This window comes from Leeuwenhoekiella palythoae (genome assembly GCF_020310025.1).
Classification (GTDB): domain Bacteria; phylum Bacteroidota; class Bacteroidia; order Flavobacteriales; family Flavobacteriaceae; genus Leeuwenhoekiella; species Leeuwenhoekiella palythoae.
Genome location: NZ_CP084318.1, coordinates 3,193,305 through 3,219,293 on the forward strand (window position 1 = coordinate 3,193,305; position 25,989 = coordinate 3,219,293).

Consider the following 25,989-nt stretch of genomic DNA (forward strand, 5'->3'; position numbering starts at 1 on the left):
CAACTGTTGTACGTCGAAATAGTTTCTTTTAACACATTTTTATAAACACCTTTAAGTTGTATTAAGTTTTTCATAACAATTAATTAACTCAAAATTCAACAAACATGAATGTGAAGGTAAAGTACATACTTGGGTTTGTTTTACTGCTCTTTATGCAAGGGGTCGTGGCACAAACCATTACCGGTACGGTAACAGATAATACCGGAATGCCCCTGCCTGGAGCCAATGTGATTGAGAAGGGTACCACTAATGGTGCCTCAACAGATTTTGATGGTAACTACACCATTGATGTTTCTTCTTCTGATGCGGTTCTTACATTTTCATCTTTAGGATTTCTTTCTAAAGATGTGACGGTAGGCAATCAAACTGTAATTAATATGCAGATGGAAGAAGATGCACAGCAACTTAGTGAAGTTGTGGTAACTGCTTTAGGTATTAGTAAAGAACAGCGCAAACTGGGTTACTCAGTAGCCGAAGTTGGAGGTGAAGGTCTAACTCAAGCTCGTGAAACTAACGTTGCTAACGGTCTTTCTGGTAAAGTATCTGGTCTTGTAGTAAAGCAAACCAATAGTGGGCCAGGTGGTACTGCAAAAATATTATTGCGTGGTGTTGCGAGTACAGCAGGAGGTTCAACTTCTCCTTTATTTGTAATTGATGGTGTACCTATGGATAACACCCAGCGAGGATCTGCAGGAGAATGGGGTGGCTCTGATGCCGGTGATGGTATTGGTAACATCAACCCTGATGATATCGAGAAGATGACCGTATTAAAAGGTCAGGCAGCATCAGCACTTTATGGTGCTCGTGCTTCTAATGGGGTAATTTTAATTACTACTAAAAAAGCTAAAAAAGGAGATTACAACATCAACTTCAATAGTAACTTCACTATGGAGCAAGCGATGGATTTGACTAATTTTCAATCTGAATACGGTCAGGGTATCAACGGTGTGAAGCCGGCTACTGCAGCTATCGCTCAAGCGACTAATCGTAGATCTTGGGGTGCGCGTTTAGACGGAAGTGATGTAATAGGTTATGATGGAAATACATATTCCTATAGCAAAGCAGATAACAGCTATATTGATTTTTATGAAACAGGAACTACATTTACAAACACGCTTTCGGTTTCTAAGGGAGTAGGTGATGGCGCTTTTAGACTTTCGTTATCTAATTTAAGTTCAGAATCTATTGTTCCTAACAGTGGGCTTGATCGTATCACTGTAAACCTTACCGCAGATCAGAACATCACAGATAAGTTGAATGTTTCAGCAACTGTAAATTATACTGATGAGCGTTACGATAATCAGCCGTTCTTGAGTGACGGTCCTAAAAACCCAACTAACTTTATTCTGCTTGCGCCTAACGTAGATCACACTATTTTTGCGCCAGGTTATGATGAAAATGGACAAGAAATCATTTTTAGTGATGACAATTATGCAACTAACCCGTATTTTATCACAAATCAAGGAGTTAATGATCCTTCACGTAAACGCTTTATTTCGATCTTATCTACCAAATATAGCTTTACCGATAAAATATATGGTCTATTACGTTTAGGTAATGACACTTCTAACGATAAGTTTTTCAGTATAGATCCTTACGGATTGGGTTATTTATCTGAAGCGAACTCTAATGGTAACTTGAGCGGAAAAGGGCAATCAAGTAGATCTGAGCTTAACGTTGATGGTATTTTTGGTGCGAACTTCAATTTAACCGAAGATTTTGAGGTAGACGCATTAGCAGGTGCGACTTTACGTAGAAACAAATATGAAATTGTAGGAGTAAGCGGTGGTCCGTTTATCTTCCCATATTTATACTCTCCATTAAACGTGGTGAATATTGGTAGATCATATGACTACGAAGAAAAAGAAGTGCAATCTGCTTACTACTCTTTTGACTTAAGCTATAAGCGTTTCCTAACTCTTACAACTACAGGTAGATATGATGTTTATTCAACGTTACCTGAGGATAACAACAGCATTTTTACACCTTCGGTAACCGGTGCATTTGTATTTGATGATATTTTGAATATAGACGCATTAAGCTTTGGTAAATTGAGAGCATCTTATGCGGTTACTAGTGGTGAACCGGGTTCTGCTTACCAAACAAGTTTTTACTACACTGCAGGTAACTCTATTAACGGTGTGGCTACAGGTTCAAGCCCAAGTGATTTACCTAACTTAACCTTAAAGCCGTTTACAACAGATGAAGTTGAAGTTGGTTTAAACTTACAATTCTTCGGAAACCGTTTAGGTCTTGACCTTGCGTATTTTACCAAGACTTCTCACGACGAGATTCAGAATGCAAATTACAGTGCAGCAACAGGATTTAGTTCTGGGGTTGTTGCAACAGGGTCTATCAGAAATCAAGGTTTAGAAGTATTATTGACAGGTACACCGGTAAGAACAGAGAACTTTACTTGGAATACCTCGTTAAATATGACTTCAATTAAAAACGAAGTATTGCAAACAGATGCAGATAATAACCCTATTACTTTAGGAACTAACCGTGCGGTTGTAGGTGCTGCAACAACAGCCTTTGTTGTTGGAGAAGCTGGCCCTCAGATTCGTGCGTATGACTACGCGTATAATGAAGATGGAAGTATTCAGTATGATTCAGATGGTTTACCGGTACGTGGAGAGCTTAAGTCTTTTGGCCAGGTATTGCCTAAATTCTACGGCGGTTTAAACAACGATTTTTCTTATAAAAACTTCAACTTGTCTTTCTTGGTTGACTTCAACTATGGAAATAAGGTTTTATCAGCAACTGAATATTATGCACGTTTTAATGGTTTAACCAAAGAAACATTAGTAGGTCGTGAAGGCGGATTGACCAATAACGGGGTAACCGTAGATGCTCAAACCTATTATCAAACCGAAATTCAGCGTATCAATAGTAAGAGTGTTGTAGATGGAGACTTCATTAAACTTCGTCAAGTAACACTAGGATACTCGCTTCCTGACAGTCTTTTTGAAAATATGAAATTCTTTGAGGGAGTTGATATTTCATTAGTTGCTCGTAACCTTGCGATCTTATGGCGTAAGGCAGAGAATATAGATCCTGAAAGTAGTTTTGGTTCTACAATTAACTTCATCGGTATTGAAGGAGGTAGTTTACCATCATCTCGATCTCTAGGTCTTAATGTTAATTTCAAAATAAAGTAAAATGAAAAAGTATATAAAACTTATAGCCGCTGTTGTAGTTCTGGGATTAGCATCTTGTGATAACGACTTCACGGATATTAATACAGATCCTGATAAAGCTTCGGGTGAGATCTTTGATCCCAATCTTATTTTACCAGACGCGCTATACAACTACGCTAACAGTACCACGGGATATAGAGGTCCTATTCTCTTTCAATCCATGTGGGTACAGTTGATGGCATCAACTTCTACCATCGCAAACTATTATGTGAATGCAGATAAATATGTAGCCTCAGGAAGTACTCCGGGTTATGCTACAAACATTTGGTCAGACAATTACCGTGTGGCTTCAGAAATGTATCAGATGAAAAAACTAGCAATTGAGCAAGGGTATTCTAACTTGGCAAATATTGCAGATATCGTTAAGATACAATCTATCGCATTTATGTCTGATGTGTATGGTGACGTGCCTTACTCTGAAGCGCTTCAATTAGAGGATGGTGTTTCTAGACCTTCTTATGATGATCAAGCGACTCTTTATCCTCAGTTATTAGAGGAATTGAATACAGCCGTAAGTGCTTTAGATACGAGTGCAGACAGCCCTACCAATGACATTTTCTTTAACGGGGATATCAGCCAGTGGAGAAAATTTGGATATTCTTTAATGCTTAAGATGGCTATGCGTTTAGTTAATGTGGATGCTGCATTGGCACAATCTTACGTTGAAACTGCTGCTGCAGGAGGTGTATTTTCTTCTGCTGCTGACGAGGCTATTCTTTCAACAGATAACTCAACAGGTTTTCATAACAGTAACAGTGCTGCATTAGCAACCGCTTCTGATTATTACGAGGTACGTTGGTCTGATGTGATGATTGATTATTTAAATTCTACTGATGATCCACGATTAGGCGTGATTGCTGAAGTTCCTGAAGCTGGTTTAGCAGCAAATCAAAATGCAAGCTTAGCTGGTGATTCAGATCCATCAATTCAGTTAGGAATGCCTAACGGATATGACTTAAACGGTGGAGCAACAGATATCTCTAATTCTCCTGATTACCCAGGACCAACGGGTACAGGTGATGATCAAGCGCCTATAGGAGCTTACTCGAGACCTACAGGAATGTATCGTAACTTAGAAGCGCCTGTATTTGTATTAACGTATGCAGAAACACAACTTTTACTAGCCGAGGCTGCTTTAAGAGGATATAATGTAGGTGGTACAGCGGCAGAGTATTATGCAAATGGTGTAAGCGGTGCAATGACAGCTATCAACAAATACGGAGGCTCGCAAATTGCAGCAGCTGATATTACAGCTTATGTTGCAGCTAATCCGCTTGATGTTTCTTCTACCGAAGCTGCATTAGAAATGATCAACGTGCAGTATTGGGCAACTACTGGTTTATTAGGCAACTTTACAGAAGCTTGGTCAAACTGGAGAAGATCTGCTTATCCAGAATTAACCCCTGTAAATTACGTAGGAAACTTCTCAAACGGAACCATTCCTGTACGTCAGATATACCCTGCAGATGAGTCAACATACAACCCGGAGAATTACGAAGCAGCAGCTGCTGCGATGGGTGGCGATGTTTGGACTGCTAACGTATGGTGGGACAATAACTAAGATTTTAAGTCTCCTTAGATTTAATATTTAGCAAATTAAAGGAGGGCATTAGCCCTCCTTTTTTTATAAATTAGAATGTTGTAAATCAAAAATAATTATGCTGAAACCTTCCTTTTTAAATGCTGCCAAAGCATTGATAGTATCCCTAGTTTTTGCTCAGAATATACAAGCGCAAACTACTAAGCTTTTTGATTTATTACCGGCTTCAACCACACAGGTTGATTTTGTAAACGCACTGAATGATTCTCAGACAGCCAATATTCTGATCTATGCCAATTTTTATGGCGGTGGTGGAGTAGGAGTAATTGACATCAATAATGATGGACTCGAAGATTTGTTCTTTGTAGGCAACTTGGTTCCTAATCAGCTTTATCTCAATATGGGCAATTTTAAATTTGAAAAAATAACCGAAGAAGCAGGAATTGATTTTGACGGAGGCTGGTCTACCGGTGTGACGATCGCTGATGTAAATAATGATGGTTTTCAAGATATTTATGTTAGCCGCGAACTTTATGATGACAAGCCTGAGCTGAGAGCGAATTTGCTTTACATCAATAATCAAGACAATACGTTTACCGAAAGCGCGCAAGCATACGGTGTTGCAGATGAGCAGCGTACGCGGCACGCGACATTTCTGGATTATGATAAAGACGGATTTCTAGATTTACTTTTGCTGACCCAGCCACCCAATCCCGGAAGTTATTCTGACTATAAAGGCACAGACCTGCTAAAGAAAGAATTCCATATTAAATTGTATAAAAACAACAAGGGAACTTCGTTTACCGAAGTTTCTGAAGCTGCAGGAGTGAGCAAATCTGGTTTTCCTAACGCAGTGTCTGCAAGCGATTTTAACAACGATGGATGGACAGACCTCTACATTGCTAATGATTTTGCAGCGCCAGATTTTTTCTTTATCAACAATCAAGATGGCACGTTTACTTATAAAACAGAAGAAGCGTTTCAGCATATTCCGTATTACAGTATGGGGGTTGATGTTGCTGATTTTAATAACGACAATTTGTTGGATCTTTTTGTGGTAGATATGGTTGCTCAGGATAATTATCGCCTTAAGTCAAATATGAGCGGTATGAACCCAAAAGCCTTCTGGAAGGTCGTTGAGGACGGCGGTCACTATCAATATATGTACAACACCCTTCAAATGAATAACGGTAGTGGCACGTTTAGCGATATTGGCCAATACACAGGGATGGCCGCGACCGACTGGAGTTGGGCGAATCTTATTGCTGATTTTGATAATGACGGACTTAAAGATACTTATGTGACTAATGGGTTGCTGCGTGATATACGTAATACTGATGCTGATAAAGAGGTCGCACATTACATCAATCAACTTAGCTTTAAATGGGTGCAAGAACATCCTGATGGTGGTGGTATTGAGTCTATTTTTGATATTCTAAAAATTGATGATGTTGTAAAGCTTATTCCTTCTCAGCCTTTAAAAAATTTCGCTTTTAAAAATCAAGGAGACTTGAAATTCACCGAAGCGCAACAGGATTGGGGACTTGATCAACCTTCATTTTCAAATGGGGCAGCTTATGCAGACTTAGATAATGATGGAGATTTAGATATTGTAGTTAATAACATCAATGCAGAAGCCTTTGTGTATAGAAATAATTCCGAAAAAAATGCCAAAGCTAACTACCTTAGAGTAAAACCTATAGGTTTAAATAAATTGGCGACATTAGGTGCCCGAGTCTCTGTTTTTACAGATGATGAAACGCAAATGCAGGAGCTTACCAATGTGCGCGGTATTTATTCTACGAGTGAGCAAGTGGCGCATTTTGGTTTAGGTGAAAAAGCGCTTGTAGATAGTCTTATTGTGACTTGGCCTAACGGAAAACAGCTGCGTCTAAAGAATGTTGAAGCCAATCAAGAACTAACGCTTTCTATTGCAGATGCTGTAGAAGAAGCGCAGGGTCTTTATGCTTTCGGTTTGAAAACTGAAGTTTTTGAAGAAGTTACAGCTCAGTTTCCGTTGCAGCTAGAAACACCGGAAAATGAGTATGATGATTTTCAGGAGCAGGTATTGCTTCCGCATAAATTATCACAATTTGGTCCGGCGCTCGCCAAAGGAGACATTAACAACGACGGCTTAGAAGATCTTTTTGTTGGAGGCGCAGCAGGAGTAGAAGCTTCTTTATTTGTACAAACTAAAGAAGGAGCATTTATGAAACTTGCCAGTTCGGCATTGGCAAACGATGTGAATCACGAAGATCTTGATGCTGTTTTCGTTGATATCAATGCAGACGGATTCCAGGATTTATATGTGGTAAGCGGCGGTAATGAAGAAAATGCACAAACTGATTTTTATCTGGACCGATTGTATTTAAATGATCAAAATAATGGCTTTGTCAAAACACCGATTACAGATCTGATGCCTGAAAGCGGGTCTAAAGTTTTACCTGCAGATTATGATGGTGATGGCGATATTGATCTTTTTGTAGCAGGACGAATCAATCCGCATCAATACCCTTTACCGGCGACAAGTCAGTTGTTGATTAATGAATCCGGTACGCTAAGCAACCAAACGACAACCATTGCGCCGGATTTTAAAGATCTAGGTTTAGTCACTGATGCGGTGTGGTCAGACGTTGACCAAGACGGCGACCTCGACCTTCTAGTAGTAGGCGAGTGGATGCCGGTCACAGTATTTTTGAATCAAAATAACCAACTTGTAAAACAAGATTTTGCCTCTTTAGCAGATACTTCGGGATGGTGGTTCAGTATAGAGAAAGGGGATTTTGACAAGGATGGGGATGAGGATTTCATTATCGGGAATTTAGGAGAGAATTATAAGTATCAAACCAGTATTGAAAAACCTTTTGATATCTATTATGATGATTTTGATGATAACGGTCGCGGTGATATCGTTTTGGGCTATTACAATGGTGATGGGCATTTTCCGTTGCGCGGATTTTCGTGTTCTTCAGAGCAAATACCAAGCTTAAAAAAAGAAATCAAGCAGTATAATATTTTTGCTTCTTTGGAGATTGATGAAGTTTATGGAAAGAAAGATTTAGCGCGGTCCTTACATTACAAGGCGGATACGTTTAGTTCTATTTACTTGGAGAATACAGGAGGAGACTTTAAAGTGCATCAACTGCCAGAACTTGCACAATTGGCGCCCACAAACACAATGGTAATCGAAGATTTTAACCAAGATGGAAACCTAGATGCGCTACTCGCCGGAAACTTATTTGTTTCAGAAATAGAAACGCCACGTGCAGATGCAGGCACAGGAGTTTTACTTTTGGGGAACGGTCAGGGCGATTTTACCGCCAAAGCTTCAAAAGACACAGGATTCTTTGCTAATCGTGATGTCAAACAACTGCTACCGATTAAAGTTAAAGAACAGCCATACATTTTAGTAGGGAACAACAATGATAAGGTACAGGCTTTTGAGATCAAGTAATTCAAAAGCTCAAAATATTTAAAAAAGAAAAGCCTTAAACATTGCGTTTAAGGCTTTTTTATGCTTGTTAGAAGGTTAAGTATTTTAGCCTTCTCCTAATAATTCTTGCATTTTAGAAACTAAAGCATCGCCGCGTAAATTCTTGTCGATGATCACCCCATTTTCATCTAAAAGATAGGTTGCAGGTATTGCCGTTACTCCATATTTACGAGCCACAGGATCTTGCCATTCCATAAGATTAGATACGTGATACCAGTCCATCTTATCATTTTCAATAGCGGCAAGCCATTTGTCTTTTGCAGAGGCGCGGTCTAAAGAAACACTAATGATATTTAATCCTTTTTCGTGATAGGTGTTATAAACCGAAACCACATTTGGATTTTCTTGACGGCAAGGTTTGCACCAGCTCGCCCAGAAATCAATGATTGTGTATTTTCCCATCGCATCTTTAAGAGCAAGTTCACCGCCGTCTGGTGTTGGTGCGCTAAACTCAGGTGCTTTATTGCCTATTTCAGCCTGAGATGCAGCAGCTTCTTGTGATTTTAGCTGTGCGATCATCTCGCTGAGTTTTTTACCTTTTTCGGTTTCTTGTAAGGTAGTATCAAGACTTTCAAAAAGCGCTTCGGCTTCGCCGGAATCAATAGCGCGAGTTCCTACTAGATCTGAAAGAATGATCACACTTACGAATTCTCCGGGATGTTCTTCGATCAATTTAAGGCGTCTGCGGGTGTCAGCTTCATTGATCTGGTCAAATTCATTGCGAATGATCGTTACTTTAGAAGTATCACCACTTTGCATTGCAGCCATTCCTTCTTCTTGAAGCTTTTGTTTTTCTTTATTTGAAGCGACAACATCATCATAATACAACTTAAAAAAGTCATTTTCAGAACCGCCTTTTACTTCAGAAGTATACAAACTGTCTTTGTAAGCCTTAACCGTGATCTCTTCATTTTCAGCAATAAGAATCACGTTTCCACGCGCACCTTCAAAGCTAAGCACCATCATTTCTGGAGCTGACACAGGCTCTGGGGTAAAGTTGAATTTTCCCTCTTTAATTACTGTGGTATCTACATTCTGTAACTGATTATTTGCTTCTATTTTTTGCAGGAAAACGTTAGTACCGTTATTGATGTCAGGAGTGGTACCGGTAATCTTAAACTTCCCTTCAGAAGCACACGATATAAGTACGATTGCGGTTGCAACTACTAAAAAAAGTTTATTCATTATTTACGAGTTAAATTAGGCCTGCAATATACAGGATTTTAAGGTTTATTGACGCTGCCAAAAGGTTTAAAACGCCTAGGCTGCCTCAGAATTGAAATTATGTTTCTAACCAATACCTCAAGGGCTTTGCCCAAACTTAAATTAGAAGTTATGGCAGGTCTTTAAAAAAGGGCTTGATATTTGATCTTACTTGCGTGTAAGTTTAAACCTTTGTTAAAGACCAATAGGTTCTAACGGGTTCCCCACAATTTTAGTATTTTGAATAGAAACAATCAGGCTATGGAAGATTTACAGGAGTTTCCACTACAGGTGCAGTTAAGCTTTTCTAAGTTACTTGAAGAGTTTAAGGTGCGTATGCAGCAGTCGCAAAATGAGGTGACTAAAGATTACCTCAAAGCGGTTCTGGATTATGCCGAAAGCTATCCTGAACTGATTAATGGTATTGAGCACACGGATAAGATTGATGAATATGAGGAGGTGTTAAGTACGCTTTTAGACAATCTTTTCCCTGCGGCGCTTACTAAGAATGAGATTAAAGCGGCAACAATGCCGTTTATGAATAAGATTTTTAATCCTACAAAACGATTTGCTGCCATTATGAAGGATGCAGGTGAGGATTTTGATCTTTCGATCAGAAATCTCGATCCTGCATACTACTATATCATAGGTTGTGTGGTTATTTTAAATAGTTATTACAACTATGATATTGATTTTAAGCGTCCTGTATTTTATGAAATTCCCGATAAAAACGGTGTGATTCGTACGTATAGAGCGTCTATCAATGCTGATTTTACGTTTTGTGAACCAACCGAAGAAGCGGTAGAGATCACTCCGGAAATTGTAGATAAGCTTATTGAGAATGGCAATGATTTTAAATTATGGAAAGAATATTTCCCGCCCAATAGCTGGATTTTAAAAGGGATTACCATTCTTAACCTGACAGATGTTACAGTTGATGATTCTATTTCTGATCTAAAGAGCACGTTGCTCGCACAGAAAAATATTAAGAAAGATGCCGTACAGCAGTTCCAAAGTATTTTCAGTTCAATTTTTAATATTCCGGACTTACAGGTAGGATTTACTGAATTTGATAAGGATGAGGAATGCTTTATGCGTATGAATAACGGCATTGGTAACAGTTTTATCTTAAACGATAAAATGCGTACCGATTGTCGTCAGAGCATGTGCGATTGTTCCTATGACACGCTTATAAAAGACAAAAAGTATTTTGTGATTCCTGACGTTGATGAATATGCGGTTAAGCATAAGACTAATTTGCTTGCGAAAAATCTTCAGGAACAAGGAATCAAAAGTTGTATTCTGGCGCCTATTTCCCGCGGAAATGAATTGCTTGCGGTACTGGAGCTTGTTTCTTCTAAACGCAACAGTTTACACAGCTTAAACGCGACCAAGCTTGACGATGTAATGCCGTATATTGTTTCTACGGTTGAGCGGAAAAAGTTTGAATTAGAAAACCGAATTAAAGCGGTAATTCAAAGTGAATGTACCAGTATTCACCCAAGTGTTTTATGGGTTTTTGAGGAAGAAGCAAGACGTTTTATAGCCAATCAAAATCAAGGCAAATTTGCTGCTTTTAAAGATATAGCCTTTGAAGATGTATATCCGCTGTACGGTCAGATCGACATTGTAGGGAGTAGCGAAGAGCGTAATAAAGCGATTCAACAGGATATTTTAATTCAGCTGAAAATGGTTTACGATATTCTTGACCTCGCTATTGCTACGGCGCCGATGCCTATATACGAGCAGGTAAAATTTAGAATTGAAGAGTTTACTGCTGAGATCACTGAACGCTTGAATGCAAATAGTGAAAGCGAGGTTTTTGCATTGCTGCAAGAAGAAGTTAATCCTTTATTAAGTCATTTGAATACTAAAATTCCTGAGCTTAAGAAAGCCATTGACAACTACAAAGCTTCGATAAACAAAGACACCGGACTCATCTATGAGAATCGTAAAAATTATGATGATACGGTGCAATTGATCAATCAGAATCTGGCAACCTTTTTAGATCGAAAGCAGCAAGAAGCGCAGCAGATTTTTCCCCATTACTTTGAGCGCTATAAAACAGATGGCGTTGATCATAATATTTATATAGGGGCTTCTATGACTCCGAAAGAGAAGTTCAATAAAGTTTATTTATACAACTTAAGATTGTGGCAATTATGCACGATGTGCGAGATGGAAAATCATTTCTATCACAAACAGGAAGGTGCAGAATTGCAACTTGATGCGGCTTCGCTTATTCTGGTTTTCAGCACTACATTATCTATCAGATACCGAATGGATGAAAAGAAATTTGATGTAGATGGTACGTATAATGCCCGCTACGAAATTATTAAAAAACGAATTGACAAAGCACTGGTAAAAGGTACCGATGAGCGCATAACGCAAAAAGGAAAAATTGCCATCATTTACTCGCAAGACGCTGATGCCGAAGAATACACACGTTACATTCATTACCTGCAGCGTAAAGAATACTTAGGTACTGAAGTAGAATATCTTGAACTAGAAGATGTGCAAGGTGTTGTAGGCTTAAAAGCGATCCGAGTTAATGTGCTTTATACTTCTAAGTTGCCACGCACCAATGAAGAAGAAACTATTACTTACGAGGATTTAATGGAGATTCTAGATTAATTCGAGTAAAATATAAACATTGAAAAGCCCCAAATTGGGGCTTTTTTTATTGGTAACATCAATTAATATGCTATCTGAAGCATTTTTGATTATAGTGTTTTTGTAGTGCTTAGATCAACCAGAATGCGATTATAAAGCTTATTACCGAAACGATTATCCCAACCATAAACACGGTGTAGGTTTTTCTAAGTAAGAGGTACTTTTTATTCAGCACAACACCTAACAGGTATAAATCTTTAGTAAGCGCTTCATAAATATAATCTTTATCATAAATGATCTCGTTGATCGCCCACTGGTACTGATCGTATTTCATTTTATGAAAATTCCCAAAGAATAAAATATTCACTTGTTTCTTTTTCACTTGTTCTCTTGTAAATTCTCCCGAAGTAACATTGGGTCGGGTAGAAAGTATAGACATAATGATCGAAGCCACACTAAAAACGACAAGGATCAGCGTAGGAATTAACAAGTGACGATTACTAGGCGCATCCAACTTTGGGATCATGTTAGATAAAGCAAGTGAAATAATAATCGCATTTACGGAGAGCAGAATGTTTGCTTTCGTATCTGCAATATCACTCAGTTTGATATGGTTTCTCAAAGTGGTACGATAAAGCGTCTGTACGCCACGATCTGGACTTTCGTCTTTAAATTTTGCTTTGAGTTTGGCTTTAACCTCTTCCTTACGGTATTTTTTCTTTTTCTTTTTTTCTTTCTTAAGAAGAGAAATTAGGTTCTCGTCTTTTTGATTTTTCCAGTTGCGGGCAGCATAATCCGTGTAAAACTTATGCTTATGCGTGAACATTTGTATGTTTTCTTCGCGCCACTCTGCCGGAGTAAACTTTTTGGTTTCCGTTAGTAATAATTCTTGACGTAAGAATTCACTGGTTTGAGCATAGTACTCTTTTGCAAAATGTGAATTATCAGCATCTTTTAAAATGCACTCTAATTCATTTTTTGGCTCAACACCCATTTTAGTAGAAGCGATAAGCTCAACCACTAATTTTTGGGTTTCAGCATCTACGCCTTCTTTGGTCATATACTCTTTAGCGATATCAATGCTAGCCTCTTCGTGACCATCACGTGTTACCGTATAACCCGTATCATGCATCCACGCTGCAAGGATTAATGCCTCTTTCTGTTTAACATTAATTTGAGAATTTTCGATGATTTCCTTTGTACTTTTAACAACTCTCACAGTATGATTATAGTTGTGATAGAGATAGCTGTTAGGAAGTTTTTCCTTGAAAAGTTCTAAAACAAATTGATCTGCTTTCGAAAAAGATTTTATCGGTTTTTCTGCTGTTTCAGCCATAGAGTATCTTGGTTAAAGTAAGGGAAAATACGAAAAAGAATTTCCAAAATAATTTGCATGATAAAAAATAACATACTTCTAACACTTGTCATACTCTTACTTTTTTCGGCTTGTGCCACCTATACTTCTAGATACAAAGACGGCGTAGAACAAGGTATTTACCCCACTTCAAAAAAGATAGATCGCACCTTTTATTTACTGGGCGATGCAGGGAATTCTGAAATGGGTGAAAGCACAGAAGGAATCAAATTATTTAAAAAATTTTTAGACAAAGCAAATGACGATTCGTCATTTGCTATTTTTTTGGGTGATAATATTTATCCGGTAGGAATGCCTCCCGAAGGCGATGAAGAGCGCGCCCTAGCGCAGCACAGACTGGACGCACAGGTAGAAACCTTTTCAGAATATACGGGAACGCCCATTTTTATCCCCGGAAATCACGACTGGTACAACGATCACTTACACGGACTGAACCGCCAGGAAGAATATCTCAAGAAAATTACCGGCCTAGATGATATTTTCTTGCCTAAAGATGGTTGTCCTTTGGTGAGTTATGACATCAACGAGACCGTGCATATGTTGCTTATTGATACGCAATGGTACTTAGAGGATTGGGATAAAAGTCCTAAAATCAATGACAATTGCGACAATATTAAAGACCGCGAGAAATTTTTTATTGAGCTGGAAGGTGAGATCAAAAAGAATCAGCACAAAACACTGGTGATCGCGATGCATCACCCTATGTTTACTAATGGTGTGCACGGGGGGAAATTTGCTCTTGATAAGCACTTATATCCATCGCAGCAGAAAATCCCCTTGCCTATCTTGGCTTCGCTCGTGACGCAAATTCGTACCCAAGGTGGAGTATCAAAGCAAGACCGTTTTAATGAGAAATACAATGAGTTGATGAAGCGTTTACGCGTATTGGCGCAAACGCACAATAAAACCATTTTTGTTTCGGGGCACGAGCACGGTTTACAGTACATAGAACACGATGAAGTACGACAGGTGGTTTCAGGCTCCGGTTCAAAATCTTCGTACGCTTATTTAGGTAATGACGGACTCTTCAGCTCAGATTATGAAGGTTTTGCAAAACTCGATATTTTTGAAGATGGTTCGGCGTGGGTACAATACTATGGTACTGATCAAGAAAATGGTGAGCCGGTTTTGTTTTTTCAGAAAGAAGTTTTTCCTCCAGATCCTATATCAGATTATTCTACGCTGTCCACCAGCTTTCCGCAGACGATAAAAACTTCGGTGTATTCTATTGAAGAGACTGAGCGTTCTGAGCTTTTTGAGAGTGTTTGGGGAGAGCATTATCGCGAAGTCTACGGCAAGCAGGTCACCGCGCCCGTAGCTCTTTTAGACACGCTCTATGGCGGACTGGAAGTCGTACGACCCGGAGGCGGACATCAGACGGTTTCGCTTCGGTTAAAGGATAAAAGCGGAAGAGAATACAATATGCGCGCCCTGCGTAAAAGCGCTGTGCAATTTCTACAGAAGGTTATTCTCAAAGAAAATGCTGACGTAGAAGAAGATCTGGACAACACCTTGCCCGAATCGTTGATTCAGGATTTTTATACTTCGGCGCACCCGTATGGAGCTTTTGCAATCCCAAGACTGAGTGAAGCTGTGCAGGTATTGCACACCACGCCAAAATTGTACTATGTGCCCAAACAGCCCGCATTAGAAAAATATAATGAAGATTATGGCGATCAATTGTATATGATCGTTGAGCGGCCGGCAAAAGAATACAGCGGAGCCACGTTCTCTTACCCTGATGATATAGAAAGTACAGATGATATTCTAGATAAATTGCGCAGTGACGAGGAGAATATTGTGGACGAGCAAGCTTATATACGTGCCCGTATGTTTGATATGCTTGTGGGAGATTGGGATCGCCACAACGACCAATGGCGCTGGGCAGAGTATAAAGATCAAAACGGCAAAGATATTTTTGTGCCCATTCCGAGAGATCGGGATCAGGTGTTTACCAATTTTGATGGAGCCATTCTAGATATTGCCCGTACCTTATTTGGGATGGCTCGGCAGTTTCAGGTTTATGATGAAAACCTGGATGATATGAAGTGGTTTAACAATGCCGGTATAAAACTAGACCGTGCTTTGGCTCAACGCTCGGGAAGAGCCGTTTGGCATAAAGAAGCTCAGTTTATAAAAGAGCACGTTACAGATGAGGTAATAGAAGAAGCTTTTAGAGATCTTCCGCCAGAAGTAAGAAGCGGAGAGTCAATTGACGAGATAAAGAAGAATTTAAAAGGGCGTCGTGATAATCTTGTCGCTATTGCAGAATCTTTTTATGATTATCTAATTGAGCTTCAAATGGTCGTGGGGACAGATAAAGATGACTATTTTGAGATAACCAGAGCAGACGATGCTACCCGTGTACAGGTCTGGAGAATCAAAAAAGGAGAGAAGGCAGACTTGATGCACGATCGTACGTATGCTTCAAAAGAAACGAAACAATTATGGATTTATGGTCTTGATGACGATGACGTTTTTGAAGTAAACGGAGCGGGAAGAAATCCTATTTTCTTGCGTATCATTGGTGGGCAAAACAACGATGTTTATCGTATTAACAACGGCCGAAAGATCAAGGTGTATGACCACGAAAGTTTACCCAACACGATCGAAGCGCGCGGTGGGGCAAACTTTAGACTGACTGATGTTTACGATTACAATACGTACGACTATCAAAAGCAAATTTTGCGTACCAATGGTTTGACTCCGGCGTTTGGATACAATCCTGATAATGGGGTGAGTCTTGGTTTAACTGACGTTTATACCGTACAAGGTTTTAGACAGAATCCTTTCTCACAGCAGCACCGTTTTAAAATATTATACTTTTTTGCAACAAGCGGATTAGATTTTACGTATAACGGGGAGTTCGCAGGTATTATGAATGATTGGAATTTAACGCTGGGAGCACGCTACACCACACCTAATTACGCCCGAAACTTTTTTGGTTACGGCAATGAGTCGGTGAATAATGATGATGCGTTAGGAATGAATTTTAATCGGGTGCGTTTAAGCAGAATGGAAGCTTCTGTGGGGCTTCTTAGAAATTCAGATTATGGTAGCACTTTTTCAATACAAGCGCTTTTTGAAGGTATTCGATTAGCAGACAACGCGTTGAGATACATAGATTTTGTAGACATTATTGAACAAGAAGAACGCAAGTATTTTGGTACGGTTGATGCCACTTATGAATACCACAGTGCAGATAATGCATTAGCACCAACCCGTGGAATGGACTTTATTCTCAATGGTGGTTTTACTAATAGTTTGAGTGATAGCGGTAACCGCTTTGCGTACCTTAATCCAAGTATGGGATTTTATAACGCTATAAGTGCAAACCGCAAACTGGTGCTTAAGACGCTTGCTCGTGGGCAATTTAGATTTGGTGACGATACTGAGTTTTATCAGGCGGCTACTTTGGGTCAATCTAGTGGCTTACGAGGTTATCGTTTTGACCGTTTTACGGGTAATAGTGCATTTTCGGCGACCGGTGACGTACGGTATGCGTTTGATACTTTTAAAACCGGATTCTTGCCGCTGCAAATTGGTGTTTTTGGAGGTTATGATATTGGTAGAGTTTGGTCTGATGTAGATCAAGATTCAGAAAAATGGCATGATAGTTACGGAATTGGGTTCTGGGTAAATAGTGCAGATGCGCTCAGCGGAACTTTCAATTTATTCAAATCTAGCGAGGGCTACCGCGTTTCCTTCGGATTTGGTTTTAATTTTTAAGAAATAATTTCGCCGTAAGGCTTAGCGAATATGAAAGAGATAGACAATATTGATAATATGGAGAGTTCGGAAAAACGCGAGCGCATAGACACCATTAATTTAGAGTACCTCAAAGTCAAAGATTTTGAGGAGCTTAAAGAGATTATGATCGCGGTGTACCCAAACATCCCGGACCCGTATTGGAAGAAAAAAGACTTGCAAAAACTGGTTTCTATTTTTCCGGAAGGTCAGGTGGTCGTGAAGGTGAATGGGGAAATCGCCGGGTGCGCGCTTTCGATCATCGTGGACTATGACAAGTTTTCTGATGCGCATACTTATATGCAGATCACCGGGAATGAAAGTTTTAGCACCCATACCCCAAAGGGAAATGTTCTCTATGGTATAGATATTTTCATTTCGCATAAATACCGCGGTATGCGTATAGGTCGCCGCCTTTATGATTATCGAAAAGAATTGTGTGAAAACCTCAATCTAGAACGTATTGTTTTTGGCGGAAGATTGCCTAACTATCATCAATACGCAAAAGACTTAAGTCCGAAGGCATACATCGAGAAAGTGCGCAGTAGAGAGATCAATGATCCTGTACTTGATTTTCAATTGAGTAATGATTTTCACGTTAAGCGTATCATCACCAATTATCTGGAAGGAGATAAGCAGTCCAAAGAATATGCAGCGCTCTTAGAGTGGGATAATATCTACTATCAAAAGCCGGCAAAAAAGCCAAATGCGATCAAAACGGTGGTGCGTTTAGGCCTGGTGCAATGGCAAATGCGTACCTATAAGAATTTTGAAGAACTTTTTGAGCAGGCGGAATATTTTATCGATACCATTTCCGGGTATCGTTCAGATTTTGCGCTGTTTCCTGAGTTTTTTAATGCGCCACTTATGGCGGCTTATAATCATCTTTCTGAGCCGGAAGCCATACGAGAATTAGCAAAGTATACTGAGCGTATCAGGGATCGTTTCAGCGAACTTTCCGTTAGTTATAACATCAACATCATTACCGGTAGTATGCCGTATATGGAAGATGGAACGCTCTACAATGTGGGCTTTTTATGTAAACGTGACGGTACGATCGAAAAGTTTTACAAACTGCACGTAACTCCTGATGAAGCTAAAGCTTGGGGAATGAGTGGTGGCGAAAAACTCAAAACTTTTAATACTGATTGTGGTAAGATTGGGATTTTAATCTGCTATGACGTGGAATTCCCTGAATTGGGGCGCCTGCTAGCCGATGAAGGGATGGATATCCTTTTTGTTCCTTTCTTGACTGATACCCAAAATGGATATAGTCGCGTGCGGCATTGTGCTCAGGCGCGTGCTATTGAAAATGAGTGTTACGTGGCGATCGCCGGAAGTGTGGGGAACATTCCGAAGGTGCATAATATGGATATGCAATTTGCGCAAAGTATGGTGCTGACGCCTTGCGATTTTCAGTTTCCAACAAATGGAGTGAAGGCCGAAGCTACACCTAATGCTGAGATGATTCTTGTTGCTGATGTGGATCTTGATCTATTGAAAGAGTTGAACCAGTTTGGAAGCGTTCACAATTTAGTAGATCGAAGAAAAGATCTATTTCAGCTTAAATGGAAGAAAAAGTAAATGATTTAGAGCAAGCCTAAGTTCAATAAACTGCTAGTTATCAATGGGTAGCAATTGATAATGATCGTCATCAATCTCGACAACTTCAAAGTTTGAAAATAACCATTCACTTTGATCTTTATTGAGTTGTTGCGTTGCATCGCGCTCAAAGGTTTCATTCACTCTGGCGTTAGTAAGGTCTGCAGCCAAGACTTTTGTTTTCAATAAGCTTACATTGCGCAAATCTGCCGAAGAAAGATTTGCGTTTTGCAGGTTTGCATAATCTAGAATAGCATTTTGTAAAATCGCTTGCTCAAGATTAGCTTCTTTAAAACTTGCATAGGTAAGATTGGTCTCGTGTAACCACGCATTTTGCAGGTTTGCTTTTTCAAAATCAGTACCGTTAAAGCTCGAATTTCTTAAGTCAGCATTTGCTAGATCGATTTGGATCAAATCAGCACCTTTTAATGAGAGGTTGCGCAATTCTGCGTAAGTAAAATCTAGACGCTCAATAAGTCTTCCGTTAGACCGAGAGCGGGTGCTCGTATTGAGATTGATGCCGGTTTCTAATAACGAAACCAACAAATACCCACGCTCCGGACTGGTAACACGCGCGATCAAACTGTCGTTTTCTAAATATTTATAAGGTTTCAGCATCTTGCTTAAAGAAATCAGTCGGCCTGCAGTGGCGTCATCAATGGCATTCGCACTACTTCGGGAAACATCCGTGTTAATTTCCTTCAGCATATTATCCATAATAAGTAACGTTTGACCGCGTCGGTCTGCTTCCTGCAAATAGGTTTGTTGATCTAAGCGCTTATTTTGTTGTTTAAACATTTCGCTTTGACCGGTAATCAAGGTATTTTGTTTTCCTAAATAATATGTTTGAAAAATGAGTAGGATAGAAGGGAGGATGGCTGTGAGAATCAACAAAAATCCTACGCGTGTTAGACGTATAATTATACTACTCAATAAATCTGAAAGCGTTTCGCGCGAAACCCGTTGCTGCTCTGCAATCTCATCAAGAAACTTCTCAATACTTTTTTTGAGTTGCGCTCCTAAAATCATTCCAGACGAACGTTTAAGAAAATTCCAACCGAGTTTGCGGCGGTTTTTCTTTTTATTTTCTTGTCGGTCTAGCTGTTCTTTGAGCTTTAGATTTTCTGCTTCTAGTTGAGAAAGGCGTTCTTCAAGCATAATTTCAACATTGGTAAAGCTTAAAAATACTATAAACGCATCCTTTAACAGAATGTTGCTTAGATATTTTAGTAGGGTGTTAATCTAGCGAGAATTCATAAAAATTGCCGCCGGTTTGTGCGCGGCGTTCATCAACAAGATATAAGGTAGAATCATTTTTAAAGGAAACCCCTTCTTTTTGAGAATTGTAGCCTAGATCATAGGTTTTAATGTTTCCGGAGAAAAAGCGCTCACCATCAAAATCAGAAAGAATCAAAACTTTGTTGGTAGTAAGAAGCGCGATTTTGCTTCCATCTGCAGAAATATCTGCACCAGTAATAGCGCACGTATTTAAATCATCACAGACGTAATACTCATCGATCAATTCTGCTTCGAAAGTGCCCGGGAGTGCAGGTAATTTGTAGACTTTTGTAATTCCATCAAAATTACGGCTGCGGTTGCGCGTAAACATATAGAGGTATTCATCCTTATAAATCAGCGCTTCAATATCAAAATTCAGGTTTTTTAAACTAGGTGGATAATTTTCCTGATCGGAAAGGGTAAAGGTTATTTTTTGAGCTTTTAGCGATTCACGTTGTTGCGCTAGATTGGCAAAGTTTGGAATGATGTAAATAAACTGATCTTCGCGGTCATTTTCATTATTTCCGGTATCAGAAATATATAGTGTGCCGTTAGAGTCCTTAGTTAAATCTTCCCAGTCTTCATTAGGCGCATTGCTAATTGTAATCTCACGGATAATATTCCCGGATGGATTTAAACCATAAATAGAATTTGGATTACCGTGATCTGTCGCGGTATAGATCAAAGAATCATTGGAGAATACCGCAAGTCCGGAAATTTCAGCTAAGCTTCGATCTAAGTCTCCCTTCTTTTCCAGTTTGCCATAATCCTGGCAACTGCAAAGCAATAATAAACTTAAGCTGAAAAATAGGAAGGTTCTCATTGGTGCTTAGGCTTCAGCAGAATCAGATCCGTTAGAATTGGCAATAGTAATAGTTTCTGATCTGAATTTATTTTTACCAAAATCTAATGTGCGAATTGGGAATGGAATATTGATATCATTAGCATCAAATGCTTTCTTGATCGCAATGATCGCGCGGTCTTGAGCGATGAGCATATCTCTGCGCTTCGTAACCGGCGCCCAAAAACGTGCAACAAAGTTTATTGAGCTATCACCAAAACCTTCGTAGTAAAACTCAATTTCTTCAGGAGATTGTTGTTCAAACTCCTTAGTAAGTGTTTCTAGGGTAAGTTTTTTTACTGCTTCCAAGTCACTTTCATAGCCTACACCACAATTTATAAACACTCTGGAGCGTGTAGTTTGGCTCCAGTTTTTAAAAGGAGAATCTACAATACTAGAGTTTGGAATGATTACATAATTGTTATCAGATTGTTTTAAGGTAACATTCCGCAGGGTAATTTCTTCAACAACACCCGCATAGTCATTAGATTCAACCCAGTCTCCCAGTTGAAGCTTAGGCATAAAACTTAAAATAACTCCGCTAAAGGTGTTATTTAATGTTCCTTGAAGGGCTAAACCAATTGCCAGCCCAACAACTCCGGCACCTGCAAGAACAGAGGTAAGTACTTTATCAAGATCCATTACGCCTAGAGCAATAAAAAAGCCAATGAGTACAGTAATGGCAAAAGCAGTTTGCCCCGCCATTGTTTTAATCGAATCTTGACTCACACTGCGCATCAAAATATTGCGCACAAATTTTGAAACATATTTTGCGACGTACCAAAATATAATGAATACCAATACGGCGACTAAGAAATTAGGCAACTTTAATATTATGCTTTCACCCCAGCTTTGAAGCTTTTCGATTAATTTATATAGGTCAAAACCTAAAAAGGTTAAATCTGAATTGCGTGTTTCTTCTTGAAGTAAAAGCATAATATATATTGGTTGGTTAGTTATCTGTTATAAGTTACGATTTTTTGTGCGTACCGGATTTTGTCATTCTCCAAGAGTCGAGCATCCAGCTGGTTTTCTCTAACTCTCTAATGTATGCACCAAGTAGGTCAATTGTACCTTCATCACCACCTTTGTCTGCAAATTCTACAGTTTTACGCATTTGAGTAAGCAACTTACCGTGATCGTTAAGCAGAATATCGATCATCTCAAGGTCAGCAGTTTCACTTGGAGATTCTTCAATATTAGCCATTTTTAAATATTGAGATAAGTGGCTTACAGGCTGATATCTTAAAGTTAAGATACGTTCTGCAACTTCATCGATCTTAATCAGCGTGTCGTTGTACATTTCTTCGAATTTTTCGTGAAGGTCAAAGAAATTCTCACCAACTACGTTCCAGTGAAAGTTTCTCAATTTTTGATAATACAGATGATAATCTGCTAAGAGCGTGTTGAGTTGTTCAACCGTTTCTTTAGTTCTATTCTTATCGAGATTTAAATAGTTCATGATTTAAAATATTAGATATGTACGTCAAAATTACTATTGATTTTGGGCATATTGTGTACGGATGTCTGGTTTAGCTTTACTTTAACTGAGTTGCTTCCAAGATGTTAAGTATTTAATAACGCGTTAAAAAAAAGTTAAAATTAATTGTGAAAATTACACTCGATATAATATATTAGCAAAATCCAACCCTACTTCACACGAAAAATGAATTTACAACCCCTAAAAAATAAGAAAACCCTCGTTACGGGCGGTTCTGGCTTTATAGGCTCTAATCTTATTGAAGCCCTACTACAAGCTGGCGCTTCTGTGCGTTGTTTAGACAATTTATCAACCGGAAATAAAGAAAATATTCAAGACTTTTTGGCTCTTGATAATTTTGAGTTTATAGAAGGAGATATACGAGACTTAGAAACTTGTAAGCAGGCTGTGGCCGGCTGCGAATTTGTAAGCCATCAAGCTGCGCTAGGATCTGTGCCACGCAGTTTAAAGACGCCATTGCTTACGCATTCGGTGAATGTCACCGGATTCCTAAATATGCTCGAAGCATCTAGACTAGAAGGTGTTACGCGTTTTGTATATGCGGCGAGTTCTTCGACCTATGGAGATAATGAAGCCTTGCCTAAAATCGAAAGTGAGATCGGTAAACCGCTTTCACCCTATGCGGTAACCAAACTCATCAATGAGTATTATGCTGATGTTTATAAGCGAAATTACGGCTTTAATACTATTGGTCTGCGCTATTTTAATGTATTTGGTCCTAAACAAGATCCTGACGGTGCATACGCTGCGGTGATCCCGAAGTTCATTGCTGCATTGCTCAATCAAGAATCTCCTGTTATTAACGGTGATGGTAGTTTTTCTAGAGATTACACCTACATCGATAACGTAGTTCAAGCCAACTTACTAGCGCTTACTACAGAAAATCCATTGGCGTTAAATGAAATTTATAATATCGCGTATGGAGCGCGTACTTCTTTAACCGAATTAGTAAATTTGCTCAAAGAACGCTTGCTGAATTATGATAGTGATTTAGTAAAAGTTCAGCCAAAATATGGCCCTGAGCGGCCGGGCGATGTACCGCATTCGTTAGCATCGATTAGTAAGGCTAAAAATCTTTTAGGTTATGATCCTGATTATGATTTAGACGCTGGTCTGCGTAAAGCGATAATGTGGTATAGAGCGCATTTAAAAACAGTTAAAGAAGATAAATGAGTATAGCCATAATTGGGTTAGGTTACGTAGGATTGCCTTTAGCGCGCTTATTTGCCACAAAATATGTAACCGTTGGTTTTGATATTAATACAGAACGCATCACCCAATTGAAACGAGGTTTTGATAAAACCGGTGAACTCGAAAAAGAACTTCTCGACGAGGTTTTACTTGCTGAATTAGTAGATCAACCCGGATTGTACTGTACTGCTGAAGTAGATGATTTGTCAGAATGTACAACATATATCATTACGGTTCCTACGCCTATTGATGAGAATAACAATCCCGATTTAACGCCGCTTATCAAGGCTAGTAAACTTGTAGGAAGCTATCTTAAAGATGGCGATACCGTAATTTATGAGTCTACTGTGTATCCCGGTGTGACCGAAGAAATCTGCGTGCCTATTCTTGAGGAAACTTCCAGACTTACTTTTAATTCCCACTTTTTTGTGGGCTATTCTCCAGAGCGCATCAATCCCGGAGATAAAACTCATACGGTAGATAAAATTAGAAAAGTAACTTCCGGGTCAACGCCAGAAGTTGCTGAAAAGATAGACGCGCTCTATGCTTCGGTAATCAGCGCAGGCACTTTTAAAGCTTCCTCTATAAAGGTAGCTGAAGCGGCAAAAGTGATCGAAAATTCTCAACGCGACATCAACATTGCTTTTGTAAACGAACTCGCTAAGATTTTCAATTTATTAAATATTGATACGCAAGCTGTGCTGGAAGCTGCGGGCACAAAGTGGAATTTTTTACCCTTCAAACCGGGATTGGTGGGCGGTCATTGTATAGGTGTTGATCCGTATTATCTGGCGCAAAAAGCAAAACAAGTGGGGTATCATCCTGAAATTATTTTGGCAGGTAGAAAGCTCAATGATAGTATGGGACCTTATGTAGCTTCACAAGTGGTTAAACTTATGGCGCAAAAGGACATCAAGCTTAAAAACAGTCGCATTTTAGTACTAGGGATAACCTTTAAAGAAAATTGCCCTGATGTGCGCAACACGCGTGTGATTGATATCATTACAGATTTGCAGGAATATGGGGCAAAAGTTTCGGTGTATGATCCGCAGGCAGATGCGCATTTAGTTAAGGAAGAATATAATATTGAGTTGCTTCCATCTATAGAAAATCAAAAATTTGAGGCGATAGTTTTAGCTGTAGCACATCGTGATTTTGAAAAGCTTGATCTAGAGGAATTGAAAAACGATGCTGCAGTGGTGTATGATGTCAAAGGCTTTTTAAAAGAAGGAGCAGATGGCCGACTCTAGTGCAAAACGCATATTGTTCATCTTTGGTACCCGTCCCGAAGCAATCAAGATGGCTCCGGTAATTAAAGCATTTAAAAGTAATACGTCTTTAATTACTAAAGTTTGTATTACCGCTCAACATCGGGAAATGCTTGATCAGGTGCTTGATTTTTTTTCAATTACTCCTGATTATGATCTTGATCTAATGCAAAAAAATCAAGATTTGTATACCCTCACTTCTCGCGCATTGCTCGCGCTTAAAAATCCATTAGAAGACTTTAAACCTGATCTGGTTCTGGTTCATGGCGATACCACAACCACGATGACAGCCAGTCTGGCCGCATTCTACGCCGGTATTAAAGTAGGTCATATTGAAGCAGGTTTGCGTACGCACAATTTACATTCACCTTTCCCCGAAGAGCTCAACAGGCAATTTACAGGTTTAGTTGCAAACATTCATTTTGCGCCAACAACTCAGGCTAAAGCCAATCTGTTAAAAGAGCGCATTCCGGAAGATTGTTTATGCGTAACCGGCAATACCGTTATTGACGCGCTTCAGGAAACTGTAGAAAAAGTTCAGCAGCAGAATCCTGATTTTGCTGAAAACATTCCGTTTAAGACCAAAAAAATAATTTTGGTAACAGGACATCGACGAGAGAATTTTGGCGCCGGGATGCAACGTATTTGCCAAGCCATCGCCCAACTCGCAACTCAGCGCGATGATATTCATTTTGTATATCCTGTGCATTTAAACCCCAATGTAAAATCTGTGGTTCATACTATTTTAGGCAATCATTCAAACATCACTTTAATTCCGCCTTTAGAATATCCAGATTTTGTGTGGCTACTTGATAAATCGTTTTTAATTATTACAGACAGTGGCGGCGTGCAGGAGGAAGCGCCGAGTCTGGGGAAACCGGTGCTGGTAACGCGCGATACCACCGAGCGCCCCGAAGCAGTAACTGCCGGAACGGTTAAGCTTGTAGGCACTGATGCGGTGCAGTTAAAAATGGAAGTACTGCGTCTTCTAGAGGATGCCGAAGCCTATAAAATAATGAGCGCCGCACACAATCCTTATGGTGATGGGAAAGCCGCACAGCGCATACTAGATTTTGTTCTCCATTATTTTAAGGCTTAGCAATCTTTTAAATTGCGATTTTGGCCTTAATCTTTGCT

The 25,989-nt window shown here is 39.4% G+C and carries 15 protein-coding genes; 9 read left to right on the forward strand and 6 right to left on the reverse strand.

Annotated elements, in window-relative coordinates; all coding sequences use genetic code 11:
* Positions 1–104: 104 nt before the first annotated feature.
* The 3 genes from LDL79_RS13680 (at position 105) to LDL79_RS13690 (ending at position 8,194) form a co-directional block, all read left to right on the forward strand.
* Positions 105–3,161 (forward strand): SusC/RagA family TonB-linked outer membrane protein, encoded by a 3,057-nt coding sequence (locus LDL79_RS13680; protein ID WP_225598107.1) that lies wholly within the window; start codon positions 105–107, stop codon positions 3,159–3,161.
* A 1-nt stretch (position 3,162) separates the two neighbouring features.
* Positions 3,163–4,761 carry a SusD/RagB family nutrient-binding outer membrane lipoprotein gene (locus tag LDL79_RS13685; RefSeq protein WP_225598108.1) on the forward strand — a complete coding sequence of 533 codons (1,599 nt, stop codon included), beginning with the start codon at positions 3,163–3,165 and terminating at the stop codon, positions 4,759–4,761.
* A 97-nt stretch (positions 4,762–4,858) separates the two neighbouring features.
* Positions 4,859–8,194 carry a VCBS repeat-containing protein gene (locus LDL79_RS13690; protein ID WP_225598109.1) on the forward strand — a complete coding sequence of 1,112 codons (3,336 nt, stop codon included), beginning with the start codon at positions 4,859–4,861 and terminating at the stop codon, positions 8,192–8,194.
* A gap of 84 nt (positions 8,195–8,278) precedes the next feature.
* On the opposite strand, the gene LDL79_RS13695 is transcribed toward LDL79_RS13690, so the two are convergent.
* Positions 8,279–9,418: a TlpA disulfide reductase family protein gene (locus LDL79_RS13695; RefSeq protein WP_225598110.1), complete on the reverse strand. Its 1,140-nt coding sequence runs from the start codon at positions 9,416–9,418 to the stop codon at positions 8,279–8,281.
* A gap of 279 nt (positions 9,419–9,697) precedes the next feature.
* On the opposite strand from LDL79_RS13695, the gene LDL79_RS13700 reads away from it, so the two are divergent.
* Positions 9,698–12,070: a GAF domain-containing protein gene (locus LDL79_RS13700; RefSeq protein WP_225598111.1), complete on the forward strand. Its 2,373-nt coding sequence runs from the start codon at positions 9,698–9,700 to the stop codon at positions 12,068–12,070.
* A gap of 109 nt (positions 12,071–12,179) precedes the next feature.
* Here LDL79_RS13700 and LDL79_RS13705 read toward each other — a convergent pair whose 3' ends face one another.
* On the reverse strand, positions 12,180–13,385 hold the full coding sequence (locus tag LDL79_RS13705; protein WP_072979682.1) for a Pycsar system effector family protein: 1,206 nt from the start codon (positions 13,383–13,385) through the stop codon (positions 12,180–12,182).
* Between the two features lie 57 nt (positions 13,386–13,442).
* On the opposite strand from LDL79_RS13705, the gene LDL79_RS13710 reads away from it, so the two are divergent.
* Positions 13,443–17,153 (forward strand): metallophosphoesterase, encoded by a 3,711-nt coding sequence (locus LDL79_RS13710; protein ID WP_225598112.1) that lies wholly within the window; start codon positions 13,443–13,445, stop codon positions 17,151–17,153.
* Positions 17,154–17,183: 30 nt separating this feature from the next.
* The gene (locus LDL79_RS13715) at positions 17,184–18,755 is read left to right on the forward strand and encodes a bifunctional GNAT family N-acetyltransferase/carbon-nitrogen hydrolase family protein (RefSeq protein ID WP_084673018.1); all 1,572 of its coding nucleotides are present in this window, start codon (positions 17,184–17,186) and stop codon (positions 18,753–18,755) included.
* Positions 18,756–18,788: 33 nt separating this feature from the next.
* Here LDL79_RS13715 and LDL79_RS13720 read toward each other — a convergent pair whose 3' ends face one another.
* The 4 genes from LDL79_RS13720 to LDL79_RS13735 form a co-directional block, all read right to left on the reverse strand.
* On the reverse strand, positions 18,789–19,931 hold the full coding sequence (locus LDL79_RS13720; RefSeq protein WP_072979677.1) for a pentapeptide repeat-containing protein: 1,143 nt from the start codon (positions 19,929–19,931) through the stop codon (positions 18,789–18,791).
* A gap of 79 nt (positions 19,932–20,010) precedes the next feature.
* On the reverse strand, positions 20,011–20,874 hold the full coding sequence (locus LDL79_RS13725) for an SdiA-regulated domain-containing protein (RefSeq protein WP_072979675.1): 864 nt from the start codon (positions 20,872–20,874) through the stop codon (positions 20,011–20,013).
* Between the two features lie 6 nt (positions 20,875–20,880).
* Positions 20,881–21,828, reverse strand: a complete 948-nt coding sequence (locus LDL79_RS13730; protein ID WP_072979673.1) for a mechanosensitive ion channel family protein — start codon at positions 21,826–21,828, stop codon at positions 20,881–20,883.
* A 34-nt stretch (positions 21,829–21,862) separates the two neighbouring features.
* Complete coding sequence (locus LDL79_RS13735) at positions 21,863–22,354, reverse strand: Dps family protein (RefSeq protein WP_072979671.1); 492 nt, start codon at positions 22,352–22,354, stop codon at positions 21,863–21,865.
* Between the two features lie 204 nt (positions 22,355–22,558).
* Here LDL79_RS13735 and LDL79_RS13740 point away from each other — a divergent pair, with 204 nt between their 5' ends.
* From LDL79_RS13740 to wecB, 3 genes are read left to right on the forward strand one after another with little or no spacing between them, the layout of a single operon-like run.
* The gene (locus LDL79_RS13740; protein ID WP_072979669.1) at positions 22,559–23,566 is read left to right on the forward strand and encodes an SDR family oxidoreductase; all 1,008 of its coding nucleotides are present in this window, start codon (positions 22,559–22,561) and stop codon (positions 23,564–23,566) included.
* Complete coding sequence (locus tag LDL79_RS13745; protein WP_225598113.1) at positions 23,563–24,834, forward strand: nucleotide sugar dehydrogenase; 1,272 nt, start codon at positions 23,563–23,565, stop codon at positions 24,832–24,834. Before LDL79_RS13740 ends, LDL79_RS13745 begins: the two co-directional genes overlap by 4 nt.
* Positions 24,821–25,951, forward strand: coding sequence for a non-hydrolyzing UDP-N-acetylglucosamine 2-epimerase (wecB, locus tag LDL79_RS13750; protein ID WP_225598114.1), 1,131 nt, complete (start codon positions 24,821–24,823; stop codon positions 25,949–25,951). Before LDL79_RS13745 ends, wecB begins: the two co-directional genes overlap by 14 nt.
* Positions 25,952–25,989 lie beyond the last annotated feature (38 nt).

Excerpts from the sequence above, each read along its gene's own strand:
- wecB (WP_225598114.1), top strand. The coding sequence starts at position 24,821 with ATGGCCGACTCTAGTGCAAAACGCATATTGTTCATCTTTGGTACCCGT.
- LDL79_RS13690 (WP_225598109.1), top strand. The coding sequence starts at position 4,859 with ATGCTGAAACCTTCCTTTTTAAATGCTGCCAAAGCATTGATAGTATCC.
- LDL79_RS13695 (WP_225598110.1), bottom strand. The coding sequence starts at position 9,418 with ATGAATAAACTTTTTTTAGTAGTTGCAACCGCAATCGTACTTATATCG.
- LDL79_RS13745 (WP_225598113.1), top strand. The coding sequence starts at position 23,563 with ATGAGTATAGCCATAATTGGGTTAGGTTACGTAGGATTGCCTTTAGCG.
- LDL79_RS13720 (WP_072979677.1), bottom strand. The coding sequence starts at position 19,931 with ATGCTTGAAGAACGCCTTTCTCAACTAGAAGCAGAAAATCTAAAGCTC.
- LDL79_RS13685 (WP_225598108.1), top strand. The coding sequence starts at position 3,163 with ATGAAAAAGTATATAAAACTTATAGCCGCTGTTGTAGTTCTGGGATTA.
- LDL79_RS13710 (WP_225598112.1), top strand. The coding sequence starts at position 13,443 with ATGATAAAAAATAACATACTTCTAACACTTGTCATACTCTTACTTTTT.
- LDL79_RS13700 (WP_225598111.1), top strand. The coding sequence starts at position 9,698 with ATGGAAGATTTACAGGAGTTTCCACTACAGGTGCAGTTAAGCTTTTCT.
- LDL79_RS13680 (WP_225598107.1), top strand. The coding sequence starts at position 105 with ATGAATGTGAAGGTAAAGTACATACTTGGGTTTGTTTTACTGCTCTTT.
- LDL79_RS13730 (WP_072979673.1), bottom strand. The coding sequence starts at position 21,828 with ATGCTTTTACTTCAAGAAGAAACACGCAATTCAGATTTAACCTTTTTA.
- LDL79_RS13715 (WP_084673018.1), top strand. The coding sequence starts at position 17,184 with ATGAAAGAGATAGACAATATTGATAATATGGAGAGTTCGGAAAAACGC.
- LDL79_RS13725 (WP_072979675.1), bottom strand. The coding sequence starts at position 20,874 with ATGAGAACCTTCCTATTTTTCAGCTTAAGTTTATTATTGCTTTGCAGT.
- LDL79_RS13740 (WP_072979669.1), top strand. The coding sequence starts at position 22,559 with ATGAATTTACAACCCCTAAAAAATAAGAAAACCCTCGTTACGGGCGGT.
- LDL79_RS13735 (WP_072979671.1), bottom strand. The coding sequence starts at position 22,354 with ATGAACTATTTAAATCTCGATAAGAATAGAACTAAAGAAACGGTTGAA.
- LDL79_RS13705 (WP_072979682.1), bottom strand. The coding sequence starts at position 13,385 with ATGGCTGAAACAGCAGAAAAACCGATAAAATCTTTTTCGAAAGCAGAT.